We start from the raw sequence: 23,188 nt of genomic DNA, 5'->3' as shown, positions 1-23,188 counted from the left end.
ATCCATCCGAAGTCGACACGCAAGGCCGGGCTGCCCCCCCATTGACGCAAATCAAGCCCGTCATACGCGAGCCGCTTAGCATCGTTTCAGCAGACACAACCGGCCGTAAGGGGGCAGGACATGCAACGCTTTTCGACTTTTCGTGCCGCGTGTCTTGCGGTGTTGATGACGGCCTGCATCGTGATGCTGTCCGGATGCGGCTACAACGCCATACAGGCCCAAGACGAGCAGGTGAAGGCCAACTGGTCCGAAGTGCTCAATCAGTACCAGCGACGTGCCGATCTGGTGCCGAATCTCGTGAACACCGTGAAGGGATATGCGAACCAGGAAAAAGACGTTCTAACGCGGGTGACCGAAGCCAGGGCGCAAGTGGGCGCCATGCGCGCCACGCCGGAACTGCTGGCGGACCCCGCCGCGTTCGCAAAGTTCGAGGCGGCCCAGGGACAACTGACGTCGTCTCTTTCCCGGCTGCTCGTGGTTTCCGAAAACTACCCGCAGCTGAAGTCCGACGCGAATTTTCGTGACCTCCAGGCCCAGCTCGAGGGTACCGAAAACAGAATCGCCGTAGCCCGGAACCGCTACATCCGCTCGGTTCAGGACTACAACATCACGGTTCGCTCGTTCCCGAACAATCTGACCGCGATGGCGTTCGGCTACAAGGAAAAGCCGAACTTTGCCGTCACGAACGAAGCGGAAATCGCCAAGCCGCCGCGGGTGGACTTTGGTGCCGCGCCGGGGCCGGCGAGCGGAGCCGCAAATTGAAGATGGTTCGCGCGGCGCTGGTCGCCTTGGCCGTGCTGTTTTGGTGGAGCAACGCCGTCGGTCAGACGGCGCAGCCTGTACCGGCGCTCTCCGCGCGCGTGACCGACGCGACGGGCACGCTGTCCGATGAACAGCGCAGCACGCTGGAGCAATCGCTGAAGGATTACGAAGCACGCAAGGGAAGCCAGATTGCGGTGCTCATCGTACCGACGACGCAACCCGAGACCATCGAGCAGTACTCGATCCGCGTCGTCGAACAATGGAAGCTCGGGCGGACGCGCGTGGACGACGGCGTTCTGCTCATCATCGCCAAAAACGACCGGACGCTGCGTATCGAAGTCGGCTATGGCCTGGAGGGTGTGCTCACGGACGCCACGAGCAACCGCATCATCGAGGACATCATCGTCCCACGATTCCGGCAGGGCGATTTCTACGGCGGCGTATCGGCCGGCGTGGACGGCATCATGCGCGTGGTGGATGGGGAACCACTTCCGGCTCCCCGCCAATCTCCGGGGCCAGGCGCCGGCAGTCTATTGCCGGTGTTGTTCGTGCTGACGATTGTGGCGGGCGGTGTGCTGAGAACCCTCTTCGGCAGACTGGCCGGAGCCGTCATCACCGGAGGCGCAGTTGGATTCGTCGCGTGGCTATTGTCGGGCGCGGTTCTCGTCGCCATCGTCGCCGGCGCCATTTCCCTTGTATTCACGTTGATTGGCGCCGGGATGGGGATGCGCGTCGGCGGCCCCTACATCGGCGGACATTCAGGGGGGCAAGGTTCTGGAAGAGACATCTTTCGCGGCGGCGGCGGTGGCTTTGGCGGCGGTGGCGCGTCGGGGAGATGGTAATCATGGATTTCCGACGCGTTATCCGGCACCTGCTCATGACGAAATGGCGGGTCAACGCCGCCTTCCCGAAACCGACGCTGGCGAAGATCGAGGCAGCGGTAAAGGCGAGCCACGTCGCGCACGCGGGGCAGCTGCGCTTCGCGGTAGAGGGTGCATTGCATAGCGCCGCGTTGCTTCGAGGACAGACCGCGCGCGAGCGCGCGATTGACGTGTTCTCGGAGCTTCGGGTCTGGGACACCGAGCACAACAACGGCGTGCTCATCTACTTGCTGCTGGCCGACCGGGACGTCGAGATTGTCGCGGACCGAGGCATCCATTCGCGCGTCACAAGTGAAGAATGGGAAGTGGTCTGCCGCACCATGGAAACCGCATTCAAGGCTGGCAGCTTCGAGTCTGGCTCGATACACGGGATTGAGCTCGTCACCGAACTGCTCAAGAAACATTACCCGTCTCGCCGTCCTCCTCAGGACGAGTTATCCAGTAAGCCCGTCGTGATGTGACCTGCCGCCAATTCGATAACGCGGCGCGACCTGTGACCGGCTAAGGAAGCGCATGCCGCTCCCGCCGGCGACGACATGTCGGTTCGCGGATGCCGCTACGCGTCGTCACGATGACGACATCGCAACGCGCGTCACGTCATGCTAGACTTTTGCCCCATGTCGTACTGGCGCAAACTCTTCCTCGTTCTGTTCCTCGCACTGAGCCTTCCGGTTCAGTCGTTCGCTGCGATTGCAATGCAGTGCGCGGCGGCACATGCGGACGAAGACGTCGAGTTCGCCACTGGCGCCGGGCAACCGCTTGCCGAGCAGCACCATGAAGCGGCCGACGTACACGCGGCAGCTGACCACGGCACGCACCAGCACAGTCTGGCAGATACCCACCACGCGCACTCGTGCTCGACCTGCGTGTCGTGTTGCGTCGGCGCTGGATTGCCAACCGCGCCGTCGGTCGCGCGGTCGTTCGATTCCGCACTCACCGCTGTCTTCCCTTCCTCTTCTACCGCAGCCGCGTCATTTCTGACCGCTGGCATCGAGCGGCCTCCCCGAATCCTTCTCGTCTGAGCTTCGCGTCGCAGCGTGTGTGCTGCGGCGTTCATCTCGCTTTGGCGGCGCGTTCCGGCCGCCCGGCTGACATTCGACGAGAAAAACCATGCGAATCCTATCTGCAGCGCTGGTCGGCGCGGCGGCAGCATTGCCGACGCTCGTCCTCGCTACGACGTCCGTTCCCGACCCGTCAGACGCGGCAGCGTCGGTCCCGGCCGTTGCCGCCCCGTCCGCATTTGACGATTACCAGCCGTACAGAGACGGTGAGGCGCCCACCTGGCAACAGGTAAATCGGGCCGTCACGCCGGCACGCCCCAGCTCGAAGCGCGAGGCAACCTCCAGCAGCCCCTCGAACACGAGTCATCACTCGACACACGAGAGGGACGGCCAATGATCGAGCGACGCATTTCCATTCGGTTGATTGCCGGTGCCGTCGCGCTGGTCGTGCTCGCCGGCTGTACGACGTTTTCCAGGGATGGCGGTTTCAATACCGTCTCGACCACCGCATCGGAGCGGCTCGGGAAAGAGGCGCTGTTCGTCCGTACCGAGCAGGACCGTGACGCGGTCGCGCAACGCACGCGCGAACTGCTCGGAAAACCGCTGGCCATGGATGACGCCGTCCAGGTCGCCTTGCTCAATAACGCGGGACTGCAGGCGTCCTACGCCGAGTTGGGAATCTCGGAAGCGGACCTTGTCCAGGCCGGTCGCCTCCCCAATCCGGGCTTCAGTTTCAGCCGCACGCACTGGAGCGACAACTTCGGCATCACGCGCACGTTTTCCGCGAACGTGCTGGCCATCCTGACGCTGCCGCTGGCCACGCGCATCGAAAGCCGCCGCTTCGAGCAGACCAAACTCGAGACGGCCGATGCGATGCTCAAAGTGGCCGCTGACGCCCGCCGCGCATACGTGAGCGCCGTGGCAGCGGAGCAGTCCGCGAAGTATGCGGAACAGGTCAAGGACTCCGCCAGTGCCGGAGCAGAACTGGCGCACCGGATGCAGCAGGCCGGCAACGCCAGCCGGCTCGACTACGCGCGCGAGCAGGCGTTTTACGCCGACGCGGCGACTCAGGTTGCGAAGGCGCGGCAACAGGCCTTTGCAGCGCGAGAAAAGCTGACTCGCGTGATGGGCGTTTGGGGCGCGGCGACGCAATACAGCTTGCCGGAGCGGCTGCCGGACTTGCCCAAGGAGCGGCCGGAACTGAAGGACCTCGAGGTCTTCGCGATGCAGAACCGGCTCGACATCCAGGCCGCCAGGTTGCGCACGCAAGGTGTCGCGACGTCCCTCGGCCTGAGCAAGGCGACGCGTTTCGTCAATGCGCTGGAGGTCGGTTACCTCAACAACTTCGAGACGGACAAAGGGCACGAGCGCGGCTACGAAATCAGCGTCGAGATTCCGATTTTCGACTGGGGCAGTGCCAAGGTTGCGCGGGCGGAAGCGCTGTACATGCAATCGGCGAGCAAGCTGGCACAGACGGCCGTCGACGCACGCTCCGAGGTCCGCGAATCGTACGTCGCCTACGTAACGAACTACGACATCGCCAGGCATTACCGCGACGAGGTGGTGCCGCTGCGCAAGACCATCTCCGACGAGATGCTGCTGCGCTACAACGGCATGCTCGCCAGCGCGTTCGACCTGCTTGCCGATTCGCGAGAACAGGTCAATGCGGTCAATGGCTATATCGACGCGCTGAAGGACTACTGGCTCGCGGAGACCGACCTGCAACTTGCACTGGGTGGACGCCTCCCTCCGCCCGACCGTCCAGTAGACGCTTTTGCCCGTTCAACCCAGCAATCAGCGACGGCCGCAGCCACGCTCGCGGCGCCGCACACGCAGTCCGAAGGTAATTGAGATGGTGTCACGACGAACATTCCTGAGCGGCTCGGGTGCCGCATTGCTGGGTGCCGCGATGGTCAGCAAGGCTGGCGCGGCGTCGCTGCCCGAAGCGCCGACGATGGCGCATCCCGCAACGCAGCCGCCGCTTCAGCCGCCCAACGGGCGGCCCTACACGCCAGTGACGACGCTGAACGGCTGGTCATTGCCGTGGCGCATGAAAAACGGCTGGAAAGAATTCCACCTCACTGCGGAGCCGGTCGTTCGCGAAATGGCGCCCGGCATGAAGGCCAATCTCTGGGGCTACAACGGCCAGTCGCCCGGCCCGACGATCGAGGCGGTCGAGGGCGACAAGGTGCGCATCTTCGTGACCAACAAGCTGCCGGAGCACACCACGGTCCACTGGCACGGGATGCTGCTGCCCTGCGGAATGGACGGCGTCGGAGGGCTCACGCAGCCTCAGATTCCGCCCGGCAAGACCTATGTGTACGAATTCCAGCTCGAGCGGCACGGCACGTTCATGTACCACCCGCATGCCGACGAGATGGTGCAGATGGCGATGGGGATGATGGGCACGTTCATCGTGCATCCGAAGGACCGGGCGGTGATGCCGGTGGACCGCGACTTCGTGTTCCTGATGTCCGCATATGACATCGACCCCGGCAGCTACACGCCGCGCGTCAACACGATGACCGAATTCAACATGTGGACGTGGAATTCGCGCGTATTCCCGGGGATCGACTCGCTGCCGGTGCGCGCGGGCGATCGCGTCCGCATCCGGTTCGGCAATCTGACGATGACGAATCACCCGATTCACCTGCATGGCTACAGCTTCGAAGTCGTCGGCACCGATGGGGGATGGATACCGCCGTCGGCGCGCTGGCCTGAAGTGACGGCCGACGTCGCCGTGGGACAGATGCGCGCCATCGAATTCACGGCAAACCGGCCGGGCGACTGGGCGTTCCATTGCCACAAGTCGCACCACACGATGAATGCGATGGGACACCAGGTACCCAATCTCATCGGCGTTCCGCAGAAAGACCTTGCAAAGCGCATCAACAAGCTGGTGCCGGATTACATGGCGATGGGAAGCACGGGCGGTGCGATGGGCGCAATGGAGATGCCGCTGCCCGACAACACGCTGCCGATGATGACCGGCACCGGACCGTTCGGCCCGCTGGAAATGGGCGGCATGTTCACGGTCGTCAAAGTGCGACAGGGCCTCGGCCGAAACGACTACCGCGACCCGGGCTGGTTCAAGCACCCGAAGGGAACCGTGGCCTACGAATACACCGGCGAGTTGCCGGACAGCTGAACAACACAACAAGGCCGGGCATGACCCAGCCGTCGATTTCCTCACCTCAACTCTGGAGAACACACGATGAAAACTGCATTCGTTTCGATTGCGATGGGCTGTGCGCTGACCTTCGCTGCTGCAACGTACGCGGCCAGCGACATGGGCAACATGAGCATGGGCAGTGGAACCATGCAATCCGCCGACATGAAGGACAGCATGTCGCACGGCGAAATCAGGAAGGTCGACCTGGCCGCCGGCAAGCTCACCATCAAGCACGGTCCGCTCGAGAACCTCGGCATGGAAGCGATGACGATGGTCTTCAAGGTCAAGGACCCGGCCATGCTGTCTCAAGTGAAGGTCGGCGACAAGATCGACTTCGTCGCCGAAGAAGTGAATGGCGCACTGACCGTGGTGAAGCTGCAGAAGCAATAAGGACATCCAGCGGGGCGCCTGTATCGCGCCCCGCCCTCACCATTCGAGACGAGCAACAACATGAAAACTCTCACATTCAGGCAGTTTGCCGGCCTTGCTGCGGCTGGCGCTATCGCAGTCGTGCCTGTCGCAGCATTGGCGCACGGAAAGCTGGAAAGTGCCGTTCCGGCGTCGGGCGCTGTCGTCGACGCCGCACCGGAAGCGTTGCGGCTTACTTTCAACGAGGACCTGGAGCCGACCTTCAGCACGATAAAGGTCACTGACGCGAGCGGCACCTCCATCGGAAAGGAAAGAGCGAAGGTCGATGCTGCCAATCCACGCGTCATGACCGTTGCCGTGCCGAAGCTCGCGTCGGGTGTCTACGCCGTGCAATGGGCGGTGATGACCTCCGACTCGCACAGGACCAAGGGCACATACGCGTTCAAGGTGAAGTGATGAACGACGGGTTCCTCGGCATCCTGCGGCTGGTATCGGTGGCCATCCAGAACGTCGGCTTCGCCGTCATCGTCGGCGCCCTGCTCAGCAGCCAATGGCTTGCGCGCGGTGAGTCGACCTGGCAACAGCGCGTCGGCCGGCGTCTGGTCGTCACGCTTCGAGCGGCGTCCATCGTCTCGCTGCTGGCAAGCGCGCTGTCGTTCTGGGCGCATTGCGCGCTGATGAGCGAGTCGTCGTTAGTCGAGGCGGGCCCGGCCGTGTGGTCGATGCTTGCGGCAACCGGGTTCGGACATGCATGGCTGGTTGGCGCGTTTTTCACGCTTTGCATAGCCGTACTGGCATTCCTGCGGTCGGGAAACGAAACCCGCTTGCCGTTCGCCATATGGGGTGCGTTAGCGGGCGTCGCGCTGGCGCGCAGTAACGCCGGACATCCCGTCGACGCAGGGCTGTTCAGTCTGCCCGTATGGGTGGACTGGCTGCATCTGCTTGCCATCAGCGCGTGGGTCGGACTGGTGCTGGTTACGACTTACGTGGTTATGCCGCGCCTGCTCGATGCCCCGGGAAACGAACGGCAGACCAGCGCATCGTTCGTGCAGTCGCTCTCCGACGCATCGACTTACGCGCTGATCGTCCTGTTCAGCACTGGCGCCTACAACGGCTGGCGAGGCGTCAACGTTCCCGCCAATCTGTTGCACTCGATTTACGGGCAAGTTCTCATGCTCAAGCTGGCGCTCGTACTGCTTGGCGCCGCACTCGGCGGACACAATCGCTTCTTCGAGATGCCCACGCTTCTGTCGACATTGAAAAAGCCGTCGGAAGCGATTCCTGGGAGGCCGCTCCGTCGATTCCGCAGGGTGCTCCATGTGGAATCTCTCGTACTGGTCGGCGTGCTGATGGTAGCGGCCGTGCTTGGTTCGAGCCCGTTGCCAGGAACGACTTGAACGACACCGCATCATCGTCCGTTCACGCCGATGGTTCGCCCGTGTAGATACGTCGTGCTCGAGTGACGACCTTGACCGCCGGAAATCCGTTTCTCTATCTGGTCAGGTTCCTTGACCTTCCCATAGTGGGAAGGTCAAGAATGTGCATCATTGGGGCTCGAAATGGGCCACCAAAGGAGGCGATCATGAATATCGGTGAGGTGGCGAAGTCTTCCGGCGTTTCAGCCAAGATGATTCGTCACTATGAAGAGGCCGGGCTCATCCGGCCCGCGACGAGAACGGCATCGAACTATCGGGTCTACACGGCCAAGGATGTCGAGGTCCTCCGCTTCGTGCGACGGGCGCGACATCTCGGCTTCTCGACTACGCAGATTTCGGCGTTGCTGGCGCTCTGGGAAGACCGCGAACGTCCCAGCAGCGAGGTCAAGCAGCTCGTGACGCAGCACATCGACGACCTGAACGAGCGTATCCGAGAACTCGTCGAAATGCGCGACACACTCCAGTATCTGGCCCAGCACTGCAAGGGCGACTCGCGCCCGGATTGCCCGATATTGGCGGAGTTGGCCAGGCAAACGCATTGCGACTGACTCAGGACAGAGGCCGGGCCTCGCACCCGGGTTCGAATAACACCGAATCAGTGCCGATAGCGAAGGAGCGTCAAGATGAACAGTCAACGTGAAGACGATGGGGCACCTCAGCAGCCGGTTTCAGCGCACTCGTCAGACGGACATCATGCCCATGGCACGCGTGGGCACCAGCATGCCGTCGAACACGAAGATGACGCGCATGCGCATCTCCACGGGGGAGACCGCGACCACGGTGGTACGGGGGCGCAACTCCACGACCCCGTATGCGGGATGCCGGTCAGGCAGACATCACGCTTTCGCAGTGAATACGACGGGAAGCCATACTTCTTTTGCAGCGAGGCCTGCCTGACGAAATTCCAAGCGGCTCCGTCGAAATACGTCGCGCCATCGAGTGCTGCGGCATCGCCTGCTATGCCGGAGGGCACCATCTACACGTGCCCGATGCATCCGGAAGTCCGTCAGGACCATCCGGGGCAGTGCCCGAAGTGCGGCATGACGCTCGAGCCAATCCTGCCGAATCTGGACGAAGGTGAAAATCCCGAACTGGTCGATTTCCGGCATCGATTCTGGTGGACGCTGCCACTGACGGCCATCGTTTTCATGCTGGCGATGTTCGGCCACCAGGTCGAACTGATGCCGTCGTCGACCGAGAACTGGGTCGAATTCGTTCTTTCCTCGCCAGTCGTCCTGTGGGCCGGCTTCCCGTTTTTTGTTCGGTGTGTGCGTTCGTTCATCAATCGGAGCCCGAACATGTGGACGCTTATCGGGCTCGGGACTGGAGCCGCTTACGTGTACAGCGTCATTGCGACGGTCCTTCCCGACCTGTTTCCAGCGACGTACAGCGCGCACGGCCGTGTCAGTGTGTATTTCGAAGCCGCTGCGGTGATCATCTCTCTGACGCTTCTGGGGCAATTGCTGGAGCTGAAAGCGCGTTCGCAGACGTCTGCAGCCATCAAGGCGCTGCTGGGCCTCGCCCCGAAGACGGCTCGCCGCATCAATCCGGATGGCGCCGAAGAAGACATCCCGCTGGGCCACGTGCAGGTGGGCGATCTGCTCCGTGTTCGCCCCGGCGAGAAAGTCCCCGTGGATGGCGTCGTAACCGACGGCACGAGCTCGTTGGACGAGTCGATGATTACCGGCGAGCCCATTCCCGTCACGAAGCGCGTCGGAGACCACGTCATTGGTGCAACGATGAATGCGGCCGGCAGTCTGGTCATCCGGTCGGAGAAGGTCGGCTCCCAGACGGTGTTGTCGCAAATCGTGCAGATGGTCGCGCAGGCGCAGCGTTCGCGCGCGCCCATGCAGCGAATGGCGGACAAGGTTGCAGGCGTGTTCGTCATCGGCGTCGTGAGCGCCGCCGTTTTGACGTTCTTCGTGTGGGGCCTCGTCGGACCCGAGCCCAGCTGGGTATTCGGCCTCATCAATGCGGTCGCGGTGCTCATCATTGCGTGCCCTTGCGCGCTCGGACTTGCAACGCCGATGTCCATCATGGTCGCAAGCGGCAAGGGGGCATCGAGCGGGGTGCTCTTCCGCGACGCGGCCGCCATCGAGAACCTGCGCCAGGTCGACGTTCTCATCGTGGACAAGACGGGAACTCTGACCGAGGGCCGTCCCGCGTTCGAGCGCGCCGCAGCGGCAAATGGATTCACCGACGAGGAGGTGCTGCGGCTGGCCGCCAGTCTGGACCAGGGAAGCGAGCATCCGCTGGCTGCCGCCATCGTGAAAGCTGCACGCGAGCAAGGTCTTGCGCTGGACCGGGCGGAGGCCTTCGAATCTGCGACAGGCATCGGTGTGCGCGGGCTGGTTGCGGGGCGGCGACTGGCGCTCGGCAATACCGCGTTGATGCAGGCCGGCCAGGTGTCCGTCGAGCCGCTGGCGCAGGAAGCAGACCGTATGCGCGCACAAGGCGCCAGCGTCATGTACTTGTCGGTCGATGGGCGCCTGGCCGGACTGTTGGCGGTCGCCGATCCAATCAAGACAACCACACCGGAAGCGCTCGCGACATTGAGGGAAAATCGCATCCGCGTCGTGATGGCGACAGGCGATGGCGTGGTGACGGCCAGGGCTGTTGCTGAAAAACTCGGTGTCGATGAGTTTCATGGTGAGGTCAAGCCGGCCGACAAACTCGAACTGGTGACGAGGCTTCAACGTGCCGGACATGTTGTGGCAATGGCCGGAGACGGCATCAACGATGCACCGGCGCTCGCGAAGGCGGATGTCGGCGTGGCCATGGGAACCGGCACCGATGTCGCCATGAGCAGTGCGCAAGTCACGCTCGTCAAGGGAGACTTGCGTGGTATCGCGCGCGCTAGGGAACTGTCCGAGGCAACCGTCCGGAACATGAAGCAGAACCTCGGCTTCGCATTTGTCTACAACGCACTCGGCGTCCCGCTGGCAGCAGGCGCGCTGTATCCATTCACCGGCTTGCTGCTCTCGCCGATGATTGCAGCGCTGGCGATGAGCCTGAGTTCGGCATCCGTTATTTCAAACGCGCTACGGTTGCGCAATGCGAAGATTTAGTGTGCTCACGCGTTCGCCGGGATTGTGAAGCGTGTCAACCGTGACCGGAGCCGAATTCACCCGTTCTTGGCACCCGGAATCGATAGCACGTCTACTCGCGGCAAGTGGCGCGCTGCACCTTGCGCGCTCAAATCTTCAACGTCGTCGACAGGTATTTGAACACCGTCGAAACGCGCCGCAGATGCCGCGACTCCCGGTGAGTCAGCACCCATAGCTCGGTCTGGCAGTCGTGCAGGACATCGGTCAATTGCACGAGGTCGGAGCGGCCGCGGGTCAGGAACGTCGGCAGGATGCCGACGCCCATGCCGAGGGCGACCAACTCCATCACGGTCAGGATGCTGTTGACCTTGTAGTGCGGCACCACTTTCCTGAAATGACGCTTGCGCCAGATGACCGACGGATGGCCCGGCAGCGCGTCGTCCGGCGCGATCCAGCGTACCTTGCCCGCCGTGACGTCGTCATAACTGCGCGCGGCCTCGTAGTGCTTCGACGCAAAAAGCGCTACGTCAATGGGACCGACATGCTTGCCGACGAGATATTCCGGTGGCTCCTTCGTCGCACGCACGGCGATATCGGCATCGCGGCGCCCGAGGTCGGCGATCTCGTTGCCCGTGTGCAATTCGTACGCAAGCCGCGGATGTATGGCCTCCAACTGCTTCAGTGCCGGCCCGACCAACCCGTGCAGGATCGTGTCGGTGGTCGTGATGCGCACCGTGCCGCCCACCTGCTCGGGCGCTTGTTGGGCGATCGAGCGGGCCGATTCGACCTGCACTTCCACTTGCTCGGCGTGTTCCGCGAGCGCCAGCCCGATTTCCTTCGCGCGATAGCCGGAACGGGTCCGTTCGAACAACTGCTGCTGCAGGCCGCGCTCGATTCGCCGCAGATTGCGAAACACCGTCGATGCATCCACTTGCAGTCGCTCGCCCGCCTGAACGAGCGTGCCCGTGCGGAAAAGCGCCAGGATCGTTTCGAGATCTGCCGCGCTGAGCTTGTATGGCATCCAGTTGTCTCCCGTGCATTGCATTTTTGCATTCACTCTTTGTAATTATGCTTATTATTCAAGCATATCCGCAATGCTAAATTCGGTCCCGCTTTGCCAACTCTCGCAATGGGTACCGATATGAATCAATCGATTTCAACAAATGCCAATGCCGCCGCCTATGGCGCGTTGCTGCTCCGAGTGGCATTGGGCGTCATGTGGATCGCCCATTCACTGCTGAAATTGCTGGTCTTTACCCTGCCGGGCACCGCGCAGTATTTCCAGAGCGTCGGCTACCCCGGCTTCCTGGCCTATCCGGTCTTCACTGCCGAGTTCGCCGGCGGGATCGCGCTCGTGCTGGGCGTCTATGCGCGCCAGGTTGCATTGCTGCTGGTGCCGATCATGGTGGGCGCGACGCGTGTGCATTTGTCCAATGGCTGGGTGCATACGAGCCAGGGCGGCGGCTGGGAATACCCGGTGTTCCTCATCGTCGCGTCCGTCGCGCTGTGGCTGCTCGGCGATGGCGCGCTCGCGGTACGCCGCAGCGAGCGCTTCGCGCTTGGCGCGGCCTGGCGGAGCGAGGCATCGACATGAGCACGCTCCAATACCACCTCGTCAGCCACGTGCTTTGCCCGTACGTCCAGCGCGCCGTCATCGTGCTGACCGAAAAGGGTGTGCCGTTCGAACGCACGGATGTCGACCTGAGCAACAAGCCAGACTGGTTTCTCAGGATTTCTCCGCTCGGCAAGACGCCGGTGCTGGTCGTCGATGGCGCGCCCATCTTCGAATCGGCGGTGATCTGCGACTATCTCGACGAGACGCTCGCGCCGCCGCTGCATCCCGATGCGCCGCTCGAGCGGGCGCGGCACCGTGCCTGGGTCGAGTTCGCATCGGCACTGCTCAGCGCCATAGCGGGCTTCTACACGGCTCCGGACGAAGCGACGCTCGCCGGGAAAACCCGCGACATCCGCGCGCGATTCCAGCAGCTCGAAGACACGCTCGGCGCTGGCCCGTATTTCAGCGGCACGCATTTCAGCATCGTGGACGCGGCATTCGGGCCGGTGTTCCGCTACTTCGACGTGTTCGAACAGATCGACGACTTCGGGTTCTTCGCGGCCCTGCCCAAGGTCACCGCCTGGCGGCAACGGCTTGCCGAACGGCCGTCCGTGCGTGCAGCGGTCCTGGCTGATTATCCGCAACTGCTGATGGGATTCCTGCTCAAGCGCGGCTCGATGCTGTCGACGCGTATCCGCGAGCACGTGCTGCGCGTTCAGGATTGAATTGAGATCAGTTATATGTGCGCCGGCGAGGAACTGAAGCCGGCACAAGAATGTGCAGCCGTAACTTGAAAGACATCTGTTTATCGTCGCCAGCCGGCTGCTGAACGTTCTTGCGTCCGGTCACGGGTACGTGCACGACAGCAGGCGCGATGGTTTTACTTCTGCGCGATCGCTTGGCACGAAATCGTGAGATCGCGCGTGCACGGTTGCACCGCACGTTGCTTCGTTACCCGACGCCGGAAGTGAAAACCAACGTCGCGGCTGGAAATCACGGACGAAATGGAGCGCCAGGACACCAACCCTGCGTTCAGTGCTGCAAGCACATTGCGTTCACGTCACTCGCGTCGAACTTTCGAAAGCTGGTGCAAGACCAGGGGCGCTGACGAAAGGACAACGCATTCGCCGTGTGCAGGAATCTCACGCGAGCTTCCAAGCCTCCCAGCCTGGCCAGCCACAACCCATCTCCTCCCGCAAACGGGCCGGTCCCACGACGCCCTTACCCCCATTTAAAACCGTTCGGTTTAAAATCCCCGCATATCCACCTCGAGAGAGATGACCACCCCATGGGCAGACCGAAAAAATTCAGCCGCGAAGGCGTGTTGGAAAAGGCGCTCCCGGTCTTCTGGAAATACGGCTTCGCCGGCACATCGCTTCAGCAGCTGGAACAGGCGACCGGCGTCAACAAGTCCGGGCTCTATTCCGAGTTCGAGGACAAGGAAGACCTGTTTCTGCACAGCCTGCTCTATTACTACGAGCATCGTGGCGCGCTGCGGATCCTTACCGCAGAACCGAAGGGCTACGCCAACATCGAGCGCTTTCTGCGCCTCGGCGACCCGCAAGACAACGGCTGCGTCGGCTGTTTCTCGGTCAATTCGATCCGCGAATTCCCGTCGCTGTCCGAGCGCGTGCGCGACGTACTCGCCGCGTACCACCACCGGTTGACGCCGCAGATCATCGAAAACATCGACGCCGAGCCTCACACACTCCCCGCCGCAACCATCGCCACGATCGTCTCGGTGTTCTTCGCCGGCTATTGCATCGAACGCAATCTGCCCGAGCTGGCGGAAAGCGACGCCGTCGGCGCGTTCATGCAGGCGCTCCGCCTCCTCTGAGGTGCCGCGACGCGCGCAGCACGGACCGATAGCCCGCCCTTTCTGAACCGATTGGTTTTTTTAATTTGCCCGCCGCCCGTCGCTTACCCATACTGAACTGGTCAGTTCAATAAGCATCGATCCAAGCGGAGAGCAGCCATGGCCCTGAAGATCCACCCCATCAATTTCGGCAACATGTCCGGCGGCGTGTCGTTCCGGGACTCCGGTTCACCGGCCACGCGCCGTGTGCCCGTGCTTCTGACCCACGGTCGCACGCACCGTTGACCGGCTGCCCCGCGCATCCATCCAGTTTCCCGGCCCGCATGCTCCCAGGCCACCGGCCTTGAAAAGGACCCACACATGACTACGCCCCTCCCCGCGCGCACGGCACGCGCGCTTCGCATCCTCAGCCTCGCATACTTCGTCCAGGCGACCGGTGCGCTCTCCGTCGTCGGCAGCCTCGATTCGATCTCGCGTCAGTGGGGGCTCGCGGATTCGCAAAGCGTCTACCTCGTCACCGTGTTCGGCGTCACCTTCGCGTTCGCCGCGCCGCTGCTGCAGGTCGGCTTCGGCCATCTGCCGCGTCGTCGCCAGGTGCTGCTCGGCCTGACGCTGTTCAGTGCGGCGGCGCTGCTGCTCGCGGCCGCGCCGAATTACCCGGTGCTGCTGCTGTCGCGCGTGCTGATGGGCCTCGGTGCAGGCTTCATCGGCCCCGTGCTCGGCGCATTGGGCTCGAGCCTCGTCGAACGCGAACAACAGGGCAGCGCGATCGCCGTCGTGCTGCTCGGCCTGAGCGTCGCCGGCCTGGTGGGCATGCCGCTGTCCGCATGGATCGCGCACGCATGGGGCGCTCGCGTGCTCTTTCTCCTCATCGGACTCGCCGGCGCAGTAACCGCCGCGCTGATCCTCCGCCTGATCCCGGACACGAGCCAGGGCGAGAACATCGATTTCGCGACGGTTTCGGCGCTCCTGACGCGCACCGATACGCTCAGCGCGTTCCTCGTCGTCTTCTTCATCGCGGCCGGCGTCTACTCGACCTACGCCTTCATCGCGCCCATCATTCGCGACGCGTTCCATGCAGGCGCCAATACGGTATCGACCGCGCTCGTCGTATTGGGCGCCGCGGGCATCGCCGGCAACCTGTTCGTGACGCGCGCCGCGCGTCGCTATAGCGCCGAAGCGATGCTGTTCGCCGGCCTCGCATTGCTCGCGCTCGACCTCGTGTTTCTCCGCTTCACGCCGCCGAGCCTGCGCCTGCTGTTCGTCGCGCTGGTCGTGTGGGCGTTCGCAACCGACCTGCTGTGGCCGTCGCAGCAGCGCCGCATCGTCGAACTCGTGCCGCAATGGCGCGGCATCGCACTGGCCTTGACGGCATCCTTCGTGTTTTGCGGAATCGGCGTCGGCTCCGCCGTTGCGGGCTGGGTCTATCCCGCGTTCGGCCTGACAGGCTCGATCGGCAGTTCGCTCGCGTTCCTCGCGCTGGCGACCGGCAGCCTGCTCGTGTCGCGCGCGTCGGTCAATGCGAAGCGCAGCGCCGACGTGTCGCCCGCGCCCCCATCGCTTCAATCATGAAGAAGCCGTCGAAGCCACGCAGACCTCCGCGTCGCGTGGCGCGCCGCGACGATGCGTGCAGGCATCGCGGCCGTCGCTGGCCCGGTTCATCGCACAGCCGGGCCAGCGTTTCGCAGCGGTCGGCAACTGCTTTTTCCTTCCATTGCAGAAACTCTTACTCGCCATCTGCGGCTACTCGACCGCCGGGCGACCGACGACAATCCGGATGACCGTTGCGACCGCGTAAGCGCGTTCGCTTCTTCCTCTCGAGGCATGGCGATCATGTTGAATGCGTTGTCGACCCTTCTCGTCGGCGAGCTGCTCCTGCCGGGCCTCCTGATCTGGAAAGGCGGACCATCGCCGGAGTTCGAAGGATTCGAGCAAAAGCCTGCTGTCGTGGCTCGCCATGTTGTTCGTGCCCGCGGCTACCGGGCGATGACGGCTTTCGATCAGTTGGCGACCGACTGGCTCATGCAGCGGCTCAGCAACGCTCGCGACAAAACGGAATCCAGACATGACCTCTGACCTCGCGCCCGCATAGGCGGTGTTGCAGCAGCAACCTCTCTAGGGGCTGCTCGCGACATTGATCGCATATCTGCTCAGGCTGTCCGTGAATCAGGCGCGCGCCGCGGTCCCGCTTCCATCGCCACAATGAATAACGGCGGCCGGAAATCCGGCCGCCGTCCGTTTCAGAACCGATCTCGACGAGCTCAAATCAGCTTCTCGAGCAACACGACTTGGAGCGTCGCCTTACCGTCGAGCGCACGCGCCAGCGTCTGGAATGCCGGCGCTTCGCCATGCACGTGCAGCGCATGCTCGTCCCGCCAACGCTCGATCATCGTGAAGCGATGAGACGCGTCGCGGTGTCGATGCAGCTCGTACTGCTCGCACCCATCTTCGTTTCGAACGGCCGGTACTGCCGCCAACAGCGCATCTTCCACCGCCGCGACGTGTCGCGGATCTGCGGTAATCGTGGCAACCACATACTGCTTCGACATCGATGGCCTCCATTCGCCACTGGATCGTTTCGTGCAAATCGAGCCGGATACGCACGCGCTCAATCGACCGCCGGAAAATCCAGCGTCGTGTCGTTCACACGGTTCACCAGATTCGTGAACGTGATCGATGTGACGACCAGGATCGTCTCGATCACCTGGCGCTCCGTGAACCCTGCTTCCAGCACTGCGTCGAGCACGGCAGCGGGCACCGTATCGCGGCTCGTCACGATCGAGCGCACGAACGCGAGCAACGCATCGCGGCGCGCATCGCCGGTCGCGTGGCCGGCGCGGATCTGCTTCATCGCGTCCGGCGCGAGGCCGGCCATCTTGCCGATCATCGTATGGGCGGCCAGGCAGTAATCGCAGCCGGACAGCGCGCTGACTGCGAGGCGCACCGCCTCGACATCGGCCTGCTCCAGCGAACTTGCGGCGATCGCGGCGTCGACGTTCAGCATCGCCGCGAGACCGGCCGGACTGTGCGTGCCGATGGTCGCATAGGCGTTCGGGACCTTGCCGATCGCGGCCTTGATCTGGTTGAACACGACTGCGGTTTCGCCGGTTGCTTCCGACGGCTTCAAGGTGGTCAAGCGGGTCATATATATCTCTCACTAGGCTGGATAATCGGGAGCCGCCCGATGAAGGTCGGCGCAATAGCGCGGAGCGCGGGCCAATGCCCGCATTCCGAGCCTTTACTGCGGATCAAGCGTGACAAGGATCGAATACGCGCCATCGCGCAATACCGATTTTTCCTTGCACTCTTGTCGTCGAAGCTGATATCGACTTCGTCGTCACGTGCGCATGGCAGACATCGCTTTGAATCGATCTCGCACACCAACATGTGAATCGACACCGACGTGTGCGAGCGAAATCACCGGCCCGGTTCGCCCGGCACCAGGTTGTTGACCACGGACGTCACGCCCGCGACGCGCGACGCGCTGTCGCCGGCGAGCTGCACCTGTTCGCTGTCGGGCACGTATCCGGTCAGCGTCACGACGCCATGGCGGACCAGCACCCGCGCATTCACCGCGTTCAGCCCTTTCGTTTTCGACAACGCCCAAACGATTTTCCGCGACAGCGCCCGATCGGCAGCGCGTTCGGTCTTTCGTTCGGCCTTCTTCACTTCTTTCTGACTGACGACCGCATCAGAAGACGGAGCGGCATCCTGTTCCGCTGCATGGGCGGACACGCCGAAAGCCAAATACGTTACGTACAGTACCGACGCGACAATCTTCTTCATCACAGGCTCCTCAAAAGACGTTGGTGGAAATTCGACAAGGGCTGAAACCCGAACGAATGGTAGACAAGCGCCTACCCGCGCTCAATGGTGTATGTCCGAAAACAGCATTCACGCATCGATGATGGTCTGCCGCGCCCGCCCAAACGGCCGCTCTATACCTGCGTATAGGTGCGTTGAATGGTTGGAGCCGGTGCGAATACACCATGACGACGCCACGCGGCTCATCGGAAAGGCGTCGCTACACGCGATTGCGCCCGCCGAGCTGGCCGAACTGCGTGCGCCGATCCAGTATTCATGCTGGATGAATTGAGTTTATGGGCGGGGCTCGTTGATCGACCCGCCATACGACTCATACACTGCATCGCACTACCTCGACACGAACGAGGAAGCGCATGCAGCACCGAGCCACCGGCATCACGCAAGCGGCTCATGCGCTTCCCCGGCCCGTGTCGAGCACTTCGACACCCTCACCGGAGCAACAGCATGACGCAAGCACATCAAGGCACCGCACTCATCACCGGCGCATCGTCGGGCATCGGCGCGATCTATGCGCAACGGCTCGCACGCCGCGGCTTCGATCTCGTCCTCGTCGCCCGCAATCGCGACCGGCTCAACGACTTCGCCAAGCGCATCACCGACGACACGCAGCGCAACGTCGAAGTGATCGCCGCCGACCTCGGCGATCCTCGCGCGCTCGCCGAGATCGAAGCGAAGCTGCGCACCGACGCGAGCATCACGATGCTGGTGAACAACGCCGGTGTCGGCACGCACAAGCCGCTGCTCGAAAGCGACGTCGACGCCATGACGCGCATGATCGACCTCAACGTCACCGCGCTGACGCGTCTGACCTATGCCGCCGCACCGGGCTTCGTCGCGCGCGGTCACGGCGCGATCATCAACATCTCGTCGATCGTCGCGATCGGCCCCGAGCTGCTGAACGGCGTGTACGGCGGCAGCAAGGCGTTCACGCTCGCCTTCACGCAGTCGCTGCATCACGAGCTCGCCGACAAAGGCGTGCAGGTGCAGGCCGTTCTGCCCGGCGCGACGGCCACCGAGTTCTGGGACAACGGCGGCCTGCCGCTCGACAACCTGCCGAAGGAGATCGTGATGTCGGCGTCCGACCTCGTCGACGCCGCGCTGACCGGCTTCGACCGTCACGAGCTGGTCACGATTCCGTCGCTGCACGCAGCGGAAGAATGGGATGCCTACGACGCCGCCCGTCGCGTCATGACGCCCCATCTGTCGAACAGCACCGTCGCCGCACGTTACGCCGTCACGCACTGACCTCGGTCATCCAACTTCGCAACCGCTCAAGTCAATCATTCAAAGGAACCACGATCATGAAACTCACCGGTAACACCATCTTCATCACCGGCGGTACCTCGGGCATCGGCCGCGCACTCGCTGAAAACCTTCATCGGCGCGGCAACAAGGTGATCGTCGCCGGGCGTCGCCGCGCCCTGCTCGACGAGATCGCCGCCGCGAATCCGGGCATCGACACGGTGGAGCTGGACGTCGGCGACGCGCAGCAGATCGAGCGCGTCGCACGCCAGCTGATCGCCGACTATCCGACCTTGAACGTCCTCGTCAACAACGCGGGCATCATGCCGTTCGACGATGCCGCCGGTGCGCTCGACGATGCCCAGGCCGTGCGCCTCGTGAACACCAACCTGCTCGGCCCGGTGCGCCTGAGCGCCGCGCTCGTCGAGCATCTGAAGGCGCAACCGGAGTCGTACATCATCAACAACAGCTCCGTTCTCGCCTACGTGCCGCTTGCGTCCACCGCGCTCTACTCGGCCACCAAGGCGGCGATTCACTCGTACACGCTGTCGCAGCGCTTCGCATTGCGCGACACGAGCGTGCGGGTGCTCGAAATCGCGCCGCCGTGGGTCGATACGGACCTCGTCCACAAGAGCGGCGATCCGCGCGCGATGCCGCTCGACGCGTTCATCGCGGAGACGATCCAGCGTCTCGAAACCGCGACGACGGAAGTCGTGGTCGAGATCGCACAGCCGCTGCGCAACAACGTCGGCCCGAACGAGCATGCATTCGTCGAGCAGTTCAATCAGGCGCTCGCGGAAAACCCCATTCCGGTCGCGTGAGTCCTCGCGGATTCGATCTTTTGGACAACCTGAGGAGTCGCGTCATGGAAAGCCCCAAACAATACGAGTATCTGTTCCTCGGCGGCGGCAAGGGCGGCAAGTCGCTGGCGATGGATCTCGCGCGTAGCGGCAAGCGCGTGGCCATCATCGAGCGCGGGATGATCGGCGGTTCGTGCATCAACGTCGCCTGCATTCCGAGCAAGACGCTGATCCAGAATGCCCGCAACATGCATGCGTGGCGCTCGGCCGACGCGACGGCGCATCCGGTGGCCGACATGGCGCGGGTCCACGCGAACGTCCGCGCCGTGGTCGACGGGATGGTCGACGTCAACCGCCGCGCGTTCGAGCAGTCCGGCCTCGATCTGGTGATCGGCTCCGGCCGCTTCGTCGCGCCGCGGCGCATCGCCGTGCGCGCCGCCGACGGCAGCGAGCAGCTGTTCGAAGGCGAGAACGTCTACATCAACACCGGCACCGTGGCGACGATCCCCGACGTGCCGGGGCTGCGCGACGCCGCTCCGCTGACCCACGTCGAGGCGCTCGGCCTCGACGTGCTGCCGGCACGACTGATCGTCATCGGCGGCGGCTACATCGGCCTCGAGATGGCGCAGGCGTTCCGGCGTCTCGGCAGCGAAGTCGTCGTGATTCACGACGCGCCGCGCGTCGCGGTTCGCGAGGACGAGGACGTCAGCATCGAGATCCAGAACGCGTTCGAAGCCGACGGGATCGCGTTGCGGCTGTCTGCACGCATTGCCAGCGTGGAGGGCCGATCGGGCACCGGTGTCACGGTCGCGCTCGCCGACGGCACGACCGTCGAAGGCAGCCATCTGCTGGTGGCGACGGGCCGGCGCCCGGTCACCGACGACCTCGGCCTCGATCTGGCCGGCGTCGAGCGCGACGCGCGCAGCTTCATCGAGGTCGACGACACGCTGGCGACCACCGCGCAACGCACCTGGGCGATCGGCGAAGTGGCCGGCACGCCGATGTTCACGCATGCGTCGTTCGACGACTACCGCGTGCTGAAAGCCGGCATCGACGGACGCGGCGGCAGCACGGCGTCGCGGGTGATTCCGTACGCGTTGTTCACCGATCCGGAGCTGGCGCGCATCGGTCTGAACGAAACGGACGCCAAAGCGCGCAACACGCCGGTCATCGTCGCGAAACTGCCGATGGCAGCCGTGCCGCGCGCGCGCACCAACGGCACCACGCGCGGCTTCATGAAGGCGCTCGTCGCACCCGACAGCGGCCAGATCCTCGGCTTCACGATGGTCGGCTCGGGCGCGGGCGAAGTGATGTCGGCCGTGCAGATGGCGATGATCGGCAAGCTGCCTTATACGTCCGTGCGCGACGCGATCCTCGCTCACCCGCTTCTCGCCGAAGGGCTGAACCTGCTGTTCGCGACGATCAAGTAAGCCGACGGCCGGGTTTTCCCGGCTGATCGTGCCGGCCACGCCGGCCGCCGATGCCGTCGCGACGCGTCCTGCGTCGCGACGGCATCGGCGCGTCCGCGCGCCTTCCACGGCCCGGATCGAAGCAACTGCACTTAGCGCGCTCGCGCCGATACGATCCGGTAGAATCCGCGGGCGAGTTCGAATGGCGCGCCGGCGTTCCCATCGATTGGGACGTCGGCGCGTGCGCCATTTCGAACTCCGAGAAAAACATGCCTTCGCCGACACCGATGCTCCGCTGCGGGCGCGTTGCCGGATCGCGGGCGAGGTCGCCGTTCTTCCACTCGCATCCAGTGCCCGGCTGTGCTTCGTTGCCCACGCGAACGACGCGCACGCGCGGCTGTGCGTCGTGGCGCGGACACCTGAATTGCTGTTGGCATTCGACATCGACGACCGGAGGCATTGCCATGGACAGATTGACGCAGCCGTTCTCGCCGAGCAACGGAGGAACCTCTTGGATCTGAACGCGACGCGCTCGTCCGATCATCCGGTCGACGGCGGCGACTCGAACGACGCGGCGCGGGAAACGCGCATTTCGCGGCATCTTGCGCTGCGCATCCTGCCGATCTTCATGTTCGCGTACGTGGCCGCCTACGTCGACCGCATCAACGTCAGCTTCGCGAAACTGCAGATGGTGGTCGATCTGGGTTTCAGCGACGCGGTGTTCGGCTTCGGCGCAGGTACGTTCGCGCTGGGCTACGTCGTGTTCGAGGTGCCGAGCAACATGATCCTGCAGCGGGTCGGCGCGAAGCGCTGGCTCACGCGCATCATCCTGTCGTGGGCGATCGTTTCGGCGTTGACCACGTTCATCGCGACGCCCAAGCAGTTCTACGTGATGCGCTATCTGCTCGGCGTCGCGGAGGCCGGGCTCGTACCGGGCATCGTCTACTACATCTCGCAGTCGTTCCCGCGATACCACCGTGCGCGGGTGCTGTCGACCTTCTACGCGGCGCTTCCGCTGTCCGGGCTGATCGGCTCGCCGTTGAGCGGCTTCATCATGGAATACTTCGACGGCATCGCCGGGCTGTCCGGATGGAAATGGATGCTGGTCGTCGAGGCGCTGCCGGCGTTCGTCGCGGCGCTGCTCTGCTGGAAGTATCTCGAGGACGACGTCACCCAGAGCCGCCACGAGAGCGAGGCCGACCGCGCGTACCTCAGCCGCACGCTCGCCCAGGATCGGGCGCTGGCCGCATCGGCGTCCAACGACCAGATGTTCGGCAGCTGGATTTTCTGGACCTTCGGCGTGATCTACTTCCTCGACGTGTTCGGCATTTACGGCTACACGCTATGGGCGCCGACGATGATCAAGTCGCTCGGCGTCGGAAGGGATTTCGTCATCGGGCTGATCGCAGCGCTGCCGAATGCGGTCGCGATGATCGTGATGATCACGGTCGGACAAAGCGCGGATCGTCACCGCGAACGGCGCCTGCATACGGCCGCGCTGTTCCTGCTCGCCGCGGCGGGGCTCATGCTCGCGCTGGTCTGGCACGGCAACCTGTGGCTGACCGTGCTCGCGCTGTGCATCGCCAACGCCGGGTTGCTGTCCGTGCCGCCGGTGTTCTGGGGAATGCCGACGGCGGTGCTCGGCCCCAGCAATGCGGCCAGCGGCATCGCGTGGATCAGCGCGATCGGCAACATCGGCGGCTTTTTCGGTCCGTACGTGGTCGGCGTGCTGAAGCAGTCGTCGGGCAGCTTCGCGCTGCCCGTGTCGTGCATGATCGTGTGCCTGCTGGCCGGCCTGGGTCTCACGCTGGTGCTGCCCAAACATATCGTGAACCGATAAGCCGCAGCGCTCACGCCGCCGCAGCGCCTCGTG

General features: G+C 63.7%; 26 protein-coding genes. 21 read left to right on the top strand and 5 right to left on the bottom strand.

The window, feature by feature from the left end:
• The first annotated feature begins 120 nt into the window (after nucleotides 1-120).
• The 3 genes from MBR110_RS24320 to MBR110_RS24310 are packed head-to-tail and all read left to right on the top strand — an operon-like array spanning nucleotide 121 to nucleotide 2,104.
• Nucleotides 121-762: a LemA family protein gene (locus tag MBR110_RS24320; protein ID WP_014724408.1), complete on the top strand. Its 642-nt coding sequence runs from the start codon at nucleotides 121-123 to the stop codon at nucleotides 760-762.
• A 2-nt stretch (nucleotides 763-764) separates the two neighbouring features.
• Nucleotides 765-1,604 carry a TPM domain-containing protein gene (locus MBR110_RS24315; RefSeq protein ID WP_371464454.1) on the top strand — a complete coding sequence of 280 codons (840 nt, stop codon included), beginning with the start codon at nucleotides 765-767 and terminating at the stop codon, nucleotides 1,602-1,604.
• A gap of 2 nt (nucleotides 1,605-1,606) precedes the next feature.
• Nucleotides 1,607-2,104: a TPM domain-containing protein gene (locus MBR110_RS24310; RefSeq protein WP_011881320.1), complete on the top strand. Its 498-nt coding sequence runs from the start codon at nucleotides 1,607-1,609 to the stop codon at nucleotides 2,102-2,104.
• 141 nt (nucleotides 2,105-2,245) lie between these two features.
• Here MBR110_RS24310 and MBR110_RS24305 read toward each other — a convergent pair whose 3' ends face one another.
• Nucleotides 2,246-2,485: a hypothetical protein gene (locus tag MBR110_RS24305; protein WP_014724405.1), complete on the bottom strand. Its 240-nt coding sequence runs from the start codon at nucleotides 2,483-2,485 to the stop codon at nucleotides 2,246-2,248.
• A gap of 268 nt (nucleotides 2,486-2,753) precedes the next feature.
• Between MBR110_RS24305 and MBR110_RS32270 the strand changes: the two genes are divergently transcribed.
• The 8 genes from MBR110_RS32270 (at nucleotide 2,754) to MBR110_RS24270 (ending at nucleotide 10,689) form a co-directional block, all read left to right on the top strand.
• Nucleotides 2,754-3,041 (top strand): hypothetical protein, encoded by a 288-nt coding sequence (locus MBR110_RS32270; protein WP_072465304.1) that lies wholly within the window; start codon nucleotides 2,754-2,756, stop codon nucleotides 3,039-3,041.
• Entirely contained in the window at nucleotides 3,038-4,495 is a 1,458-nt protein-coding gene (locus MBR110_RS24300) for a TolC family protein (protein ID WP_059463889.1), read from the top strand. Before MBR110_RS32270 ends, MBR110_RS24300 begins: the two co-directional genes overlap by 4 nt.
• Before the next feature lies 1 nt (nucleotide 4,496).
• The gene (locus tag MBR110_RS24295; RefSeq protein ID WP_045578286.1) at nucleotides 4,497-5,792 is read left to right on the top strand and encodes a multicopper oxidase family protein; all 1,296 of its coding nucleotides are present in this window, start codon (nucleotides 4,497-4,499) and stop codon (nucleotides 5,790-5,792) included.
• A gap of 66 nt (nucleotides 5,793-5,858) precedes the next feature.
• On the top strand, nucleotides 5,859-6,206 hold the full coding sequence (locus MBR110_RS24290) for a copper-binding protein (RefSeq protein ID WP_011881316.1): 348 nt from the start codon (nucleotides 5,859-5,861) through the stop codon (nucleotides 6,204-6,206).
• A 60-nt stretch (nucleotides 6,207-6,266) separates the two neighbouring features.
• Nucleotides 6,267-6,641 carry a copper homeostasis periplasmic binding protein CopC gene (gene copC / locus MBR110_RS24285; protein ID WP_011881315.1) on the top strand — a complete coding sequence of 125 codons (375 nt, stop codon included), beginning with the start codon at nucleotides 6,267-6,269 and terminating at the stop codon, nucleotides 6,639-6,641.
• A complete protein-coding gene (locus MBR110_RS24280) occupies nucleotides 6,641-7,582 on the top strand; it encodes a copper resistance D family protein (RefSeq protein WP_059735855.1) in 942 nt (313 codons plus the stop codon). Before copC ends, MBR110_RS24280 begins: the two co-directional genes overlap by 1 nt.
• A gap of 185 nt (nucleotides 7,583-7,767) precedes the next feature.
• Nucleotides 7,768-8,169, top strand: coding sequence for a Cu(I)-responsive transcriptional regulator (gene cueR / locus MBR110_RS24275; protein WP_034194857.1), 402 nt, complete (start codon nucleotides 7,768-7,770; stop codon nucleotides 8,167-8,169).
• Between the two features lie 75 nt (nucleotides 8,170-8,244).
• Entirely contained in the window at nucleotides 8,245-10,689 is a 2,445-nt protein-coding gene (locus tag MBR110_RS24270) for a heavy metal translocating P-type ATPase (RefSeq protein ID WP_081054427.1), read from the top strand.
• A 127-nt stretch (nucleotides 10,690-10,816) separates the two neighbouring features.
• Here MBR110_RS24270 and MBR110_RS24265 read toward each other — a convergent pair whose 3' ends face one another.
• Nucleotides 10,817-11,689, bottom strand: a complete 873-nt coding sequence (locus MBR110_RS24265) for a LysR family transcriptional regulator (protein ID WP_011881311.1) — start codon at nucleotides 11,687-11,689, stop codon at nucleotides 10,817-10,819.
• A 120-nt stretch (nucleotides 11,690-11,809) separates the two neighbouring features.
• On the opposite strand from MBR110_RS24265, the gene MBR110_RS24260 reads away from it, so the two are divergent.
• From MBR110_RS24260 to MBR110_RS24235, 6 genes are all read left to right on the top strand, one after another.
• Nucleotides 11,810-12,262 carry a DoxX family protein gene (locus tag MBR110_RS24260; RefSeq protein WP_059735881.1) on the top strand — a complete coding sequence of 151 codons (453 nt, stop codon included), beginning with the start codon at nucleotides 11,810-11,812 and terminating at the stop codon, nucleotides 12,260-12,262.
• On the top strand, nucleotides 12,259-12,948 hold the full coding sequence (locus MBR110_RS24255) for a glutathione S-transferase family protein (protein WP_181709384.1): 690 nt from the start codon (nucleotides 12,259-12,261) through the stop codon (nucleotides 12,946-12,948). The genes MBR110_RS24260 and MBR110_RS24255 overlap by 4 nt, the downstream gene beginning before the upstream one ends.
• Nucleotides 12,949-13,511: 563 nt before the next feature.
• The gene (locus MBR110_RS24250; RefSeq protein WP_034194853.1) at nucleotides 13,512-14,060 is read left to right on the top strand and encodes a TetR/AcrR family transcriptional regulator; all 549 of its coding nucleotides are present in this window, start codon (nucleotides 13,512-13,514) and stop codon (nucleotides 14,058-14,060) included.
• 138 nt (nucleotides 14,061-14,198) lie between these two features.
• A complete protein-coding gene (locus MBR110_RS24245; RefSeq protein ID WP_257785927.1) occupies nucleotides 14,199-14,324 on the top strand; it encodes a hypothetical protein in 126 nt (41 codons plus the stop codon).
• A 75-nt stretch (nucleotides 14,325-14,399) separates the two neighbouring features.
• Nucleotides 14,400-15,611 carry an MFS transporter gene (locus MBR110_RS24240; protein WP_034194852.1) on the top strand — a complete coding sequence of 404 codons (1,212 nt, stop codon included), beginning with the start codon at nucleotides 14,400-14,402 and terminating at the stop codon, nucleotides 15,609-15,611.
• 51 nt (nucleotides 15,612-15,662) lie between these two features.
• Nucleotides 15,663-16,115 carry a hypothetical protein gene (locus tag MBR110_RS24235; protein WP_174479781.1) on the top strand — a complete coding sequence of 151 codons (453 nt, stop codon included), beginning with the start codon at nucleotides 15,663-15,665 and terminating at the stop codon, nucleotides 16,113-16,115.
• A gap of 185 nt (nucleotides 16,116-16,300) precedes the next feature.
• Here the strand turns inward: MBR110_RS24235 and MBR110_RS24230 are convergent, their stop codons facing one another.
• The 3 genes from MBR110_RS24230 to MBR110_RS24220 all read right to left on the bottom strand — a co-directional run bounded on the left by MBR110_RS24230 (nucleotide 16,301) and on the right by MBR110_RS24220 (nucleotide 17,825).
• Nucleotides 16,301-16,588 (bottom strand): putative quinol monooxygenase, encoded by a 288-nt coding sequence (locus MBR110_RS24230; protein ID WP_011881304.1) that lies wholly within the window; start codon nucleotides 16,586-16,588, stop codon nucleotides 16,301-16,303.
• Between the two features lie 59 nt (nucleotides 16,589-16,647).
• A complete protein-coding gene (locus tag MBR110_RS24225) occupies nucleotides 16,648-17,184 on the bottom strand; it encodes a carboxymuconolactone decarboxylase family protein (RefSeq protein WP_011881303.1) in 537 nt (178 codons plus the stop codon).
• A 272-nt stretch (nucleotides 17,185-17,456) separates the two neighbouring features.
• On the bottom strand, nucleotides 17,457-17,825 hold the full coding sequence (locus tag MBR110_RS24220) for a BON domain-containing protein (RefSeq protein WP_045578290.1): 369 nt from the start codon (nucleotides 17,823-17,825) through the stop codon (nucleotides 17,457-17,459).
• A gap of 483 nt (nucleotides 17,826-18,308) precedes the next feature.
• On the opposite strand from MBR110_RS24220, the gene MBR110_RS24215 reads away from it, so the two are divergent.
• From MBR110_RS24215 to MBR110_RS24200, 4 genes are all read left to right on the top strand, one after another.
• Nucleotides 18,309-19,109: an SDR family NAD(P)-dependent oxidoreductase gene (locus MBR110_RS24215; RefSeq protein WP_011881300.1), complete on the top strand. Its 801-nt coding sequence runs from the start codon at nucleotides 18,309-18,311 to the stop codon at nucleotides 19,107-19,109.
• A gap of 56 nt (nucleotides 19,110-19,165) precedes the next feature.
• Complete coding sequence (locus MBR110_RS24210; protein ID WP_011881299.1) at nucleotides 19,166-19,927, top strand: SDR family oxidoreductase; 762 nt, start codon at nucleotides 19,166-19,168, stop codon at nucleotides 19,925-19,927.
• Between the two features lie 44 nt (nucleotides 19,928-19,971).
• Nucleotides 19,972-21,336, top strand: a complete 1,365-nt coding sequence (locus MBR110_RS24205; protein WP_181709383.1) for an FAD-dependent oxidoreductase — start codon at nucleotides 19,972-19,974, stop codon at nucleotides 21,334-21,336.
• Between the two features lie 490 nt (nucleotides 21,337-21,826).
• The gene (locus MBR110_RS24200) at nucleotides 21,827-23,155 is read left to right on the top strand and encodes an MFS transporter (protein WP_034194849.1); all 1,329 of its coding nucleotides are present in this window, start codon (nucleotides 21,827-21,829) and stop codon (nucleotides 23,153-23,155) included.
• Nucleotides 23,156-23,188 lie beyond the last annotated feature (33 nt).

It is taken from the genome of Burkholderia sp. MBR-1 (assembly GCF_013822785.1).
Classification (GTDB): Bacteria; Pseudomonadota; Gammaproteobacteria; order Burkholderiales; family Burkholderiaceae; genus Burkholderia; species Burkholderia vietnamiensis.
The sequence above is the reverse complement of the archived record's forward strand: the minus strand, read 5'-3'. Positions and strand labels throughout refer to the sequence as shown.

What these genes read in the sequence shown, in the direction of transcription:
- MBR110_RS24320 (WP_014724408.1), top strand. Translation starts at nt 121, where the DNA reads ATGCAACGCTTTTCGACTTTTCGTGCCGCGTGTCTTGCGGTGTTGATG.
- MBR110_RS24315 (WP_371464454.1), top strand. Translation starts at nt 765, where the DNA reads ATGGTTCGCGCGGCGCTGGTCGCCTTGGCCGTGCTGTTTTGGTGGAGC.
- MBR110_RS24310 (WP_011881320.1), top strand. Translation starts at nt 1,607, where the DNA reads ATGGATTTCCGACGCGTTATCCGGCACCTGCTCATGACGAAATGGCGG.
- MBR110_RS32270 (WP_072465304.1), top strand. Translation starts at nt 2,754, where the DNA reads ATGCGAATCCTATCTGCAGCGCTGGTCGGCGCGGCGGCAGCATTGCCG.
- MBR110_RS24300 (WP_059463889.1), top strand. Translation starts at nt 3,038, where the DNA reads ATGATCGAGCGACGCATTTCCATTCGGTTGATTGCCGGTGCCGTCGCG.
- MBR110_RS24295 (WP_045578286.1), top strand. Translation starts at nt 4,497, where the DNA reads ATGGTGTCACGACGAACATTCCTGAGCGGCTCGGGTGCCGCATTGCTG.
- MBR110_RS24290 (WP_011881316.1), top strand. Translation starts at nt 5,859, where the DNA reads ATGAAAACTGCATTCGTTTCGATTGCGATGGGCTGTGCGCTGACCTTC.
- copC (WP_011881315.1), top strand. Translation starts at nt 6,267, where the DNA reads ATGAAAACTCTCACATTCAGGCAGTTTGCCGGCCTTGCTGCGGCTGGC.
- MBR110_RS24280 (WP_059735855.1), top strand. Translation starts at nt 6,641, where the DNA reads ATGAACGACGGGTTCCTCGGCATCCTGCGGCTGGTATCGGTGGCCATC.
- cueR (WP_034194857.1), top strand. Translation starts at nt 7,768, where the DNA reads ATGAATATCGGTGAGGTGGCGAAGTCTTCCGGCGTTTCAGCCAAGATG.
- MBR110_RS24270 (WP_081054427.1), top strand. Translation starts at nt 8,245, where the DNA reads ATGAACAGTCAACGTGAAGACGATGGGGCACCTCAGCAGCCGGTTTCA.
- MBR110_RS24265 (WP_011881311.1), bottom strand. Translation starts at nt 11,689, where the DNA reads ATGCCATACAAGCTCAGCGCGGCAGATCTCGAAACGATCCTGGCGCTT.
- MBR110_RS24260 (WP_059735881.1), top strand. Translation starts at nt 11,810, where the DNA reads ATGAATCAATCGATTTCAACAAATGCCAATGCCGCCGCCTATGGCGCG.
- MBR110_RS24255 (WP_181709384.1), top strand. Translation starts at nt 12,259, where the DNA reads ATGAGCACGCTCCAATACCACCTCGTCAGCCACGTGCTTTGCCCGTAC.
- MBR110_RS24250 (WP_034194853.1), top strand. Translation starts at nt 13,512, where the DNA reads ATGGGCAGACCGAAAAAATTCAGCCGCGAAGGCGTGTTGGAAAAGGCG.
- MBR110_RS24245 (WP_257785927.1), top strand. Translation starts at nt 14,199, where the DNA reads ATGGCCCTGAAGATCCACCCCATCAATTTCGGCAACATGTCCGGCGGC.
- MBR110_RS24240 (WP_034194852.1), top strand. Translation starts at nt 14,400, where the DNA reads ATGACTACGCCCCTCCCCGCGCGCACGGCACGCGCGCTTCGCATCCTC.
- MBR110_RS24235 (WP_174479781.1), top strand. Translation starts at nt 15,663, where the DNA reads ATGCGTGCAGGCATCGCGGCCGTCGCTGGCCCGGTTCATCGCACAGCC.
- MBR110_RS24230 (WP_011881304.1), bottom strand. Translation starts at nt 16,588, where the DNA reads ATGTCGAAGCAGTATGTGGTTGCCACGATTACCGCAGATCCGCGACAC.
- MBR110_RS24225 (WP_011881303.1), bottom strand. Translation starts at nt 17,184, where the DNA reads ATGACCCGCTTGACCACCTTGAAGCCGTCGGAAGCAACCGGCGAAACC.
- MBR110_RS24220 (WP_045578290.1), bottom strand. Translation starts at nt 17,825, where the DNA reads ATGAAGAAGATTGTCGCGTCGGTACTGTACGTAACGTATTTGGCTTTC.
- MBR110_RS24215 (WP_011881300.1), top strand. Translation starts at nt 18,309, where the DNA reads ATGACGCAAGCACATCAAGGCACCGCACTCATCACCGGCGCATCGTCG.
- MBR110_RS24210 (WP_011881299.1), top strand. Translation starts at nt 19,166, where the DNA reads ATGAAACTCACCGGTAACACCATCTTCATCACCGGCGGTACCTCGGGC.
- MBR110_RS24205 (WP_181709383.1), top strand. Translation starts at nt 19,972, where the DNA reads ATGGAAAGCCCCAAACAATACGAGTATCTGTTCCTCGGCGGCGGCAAG.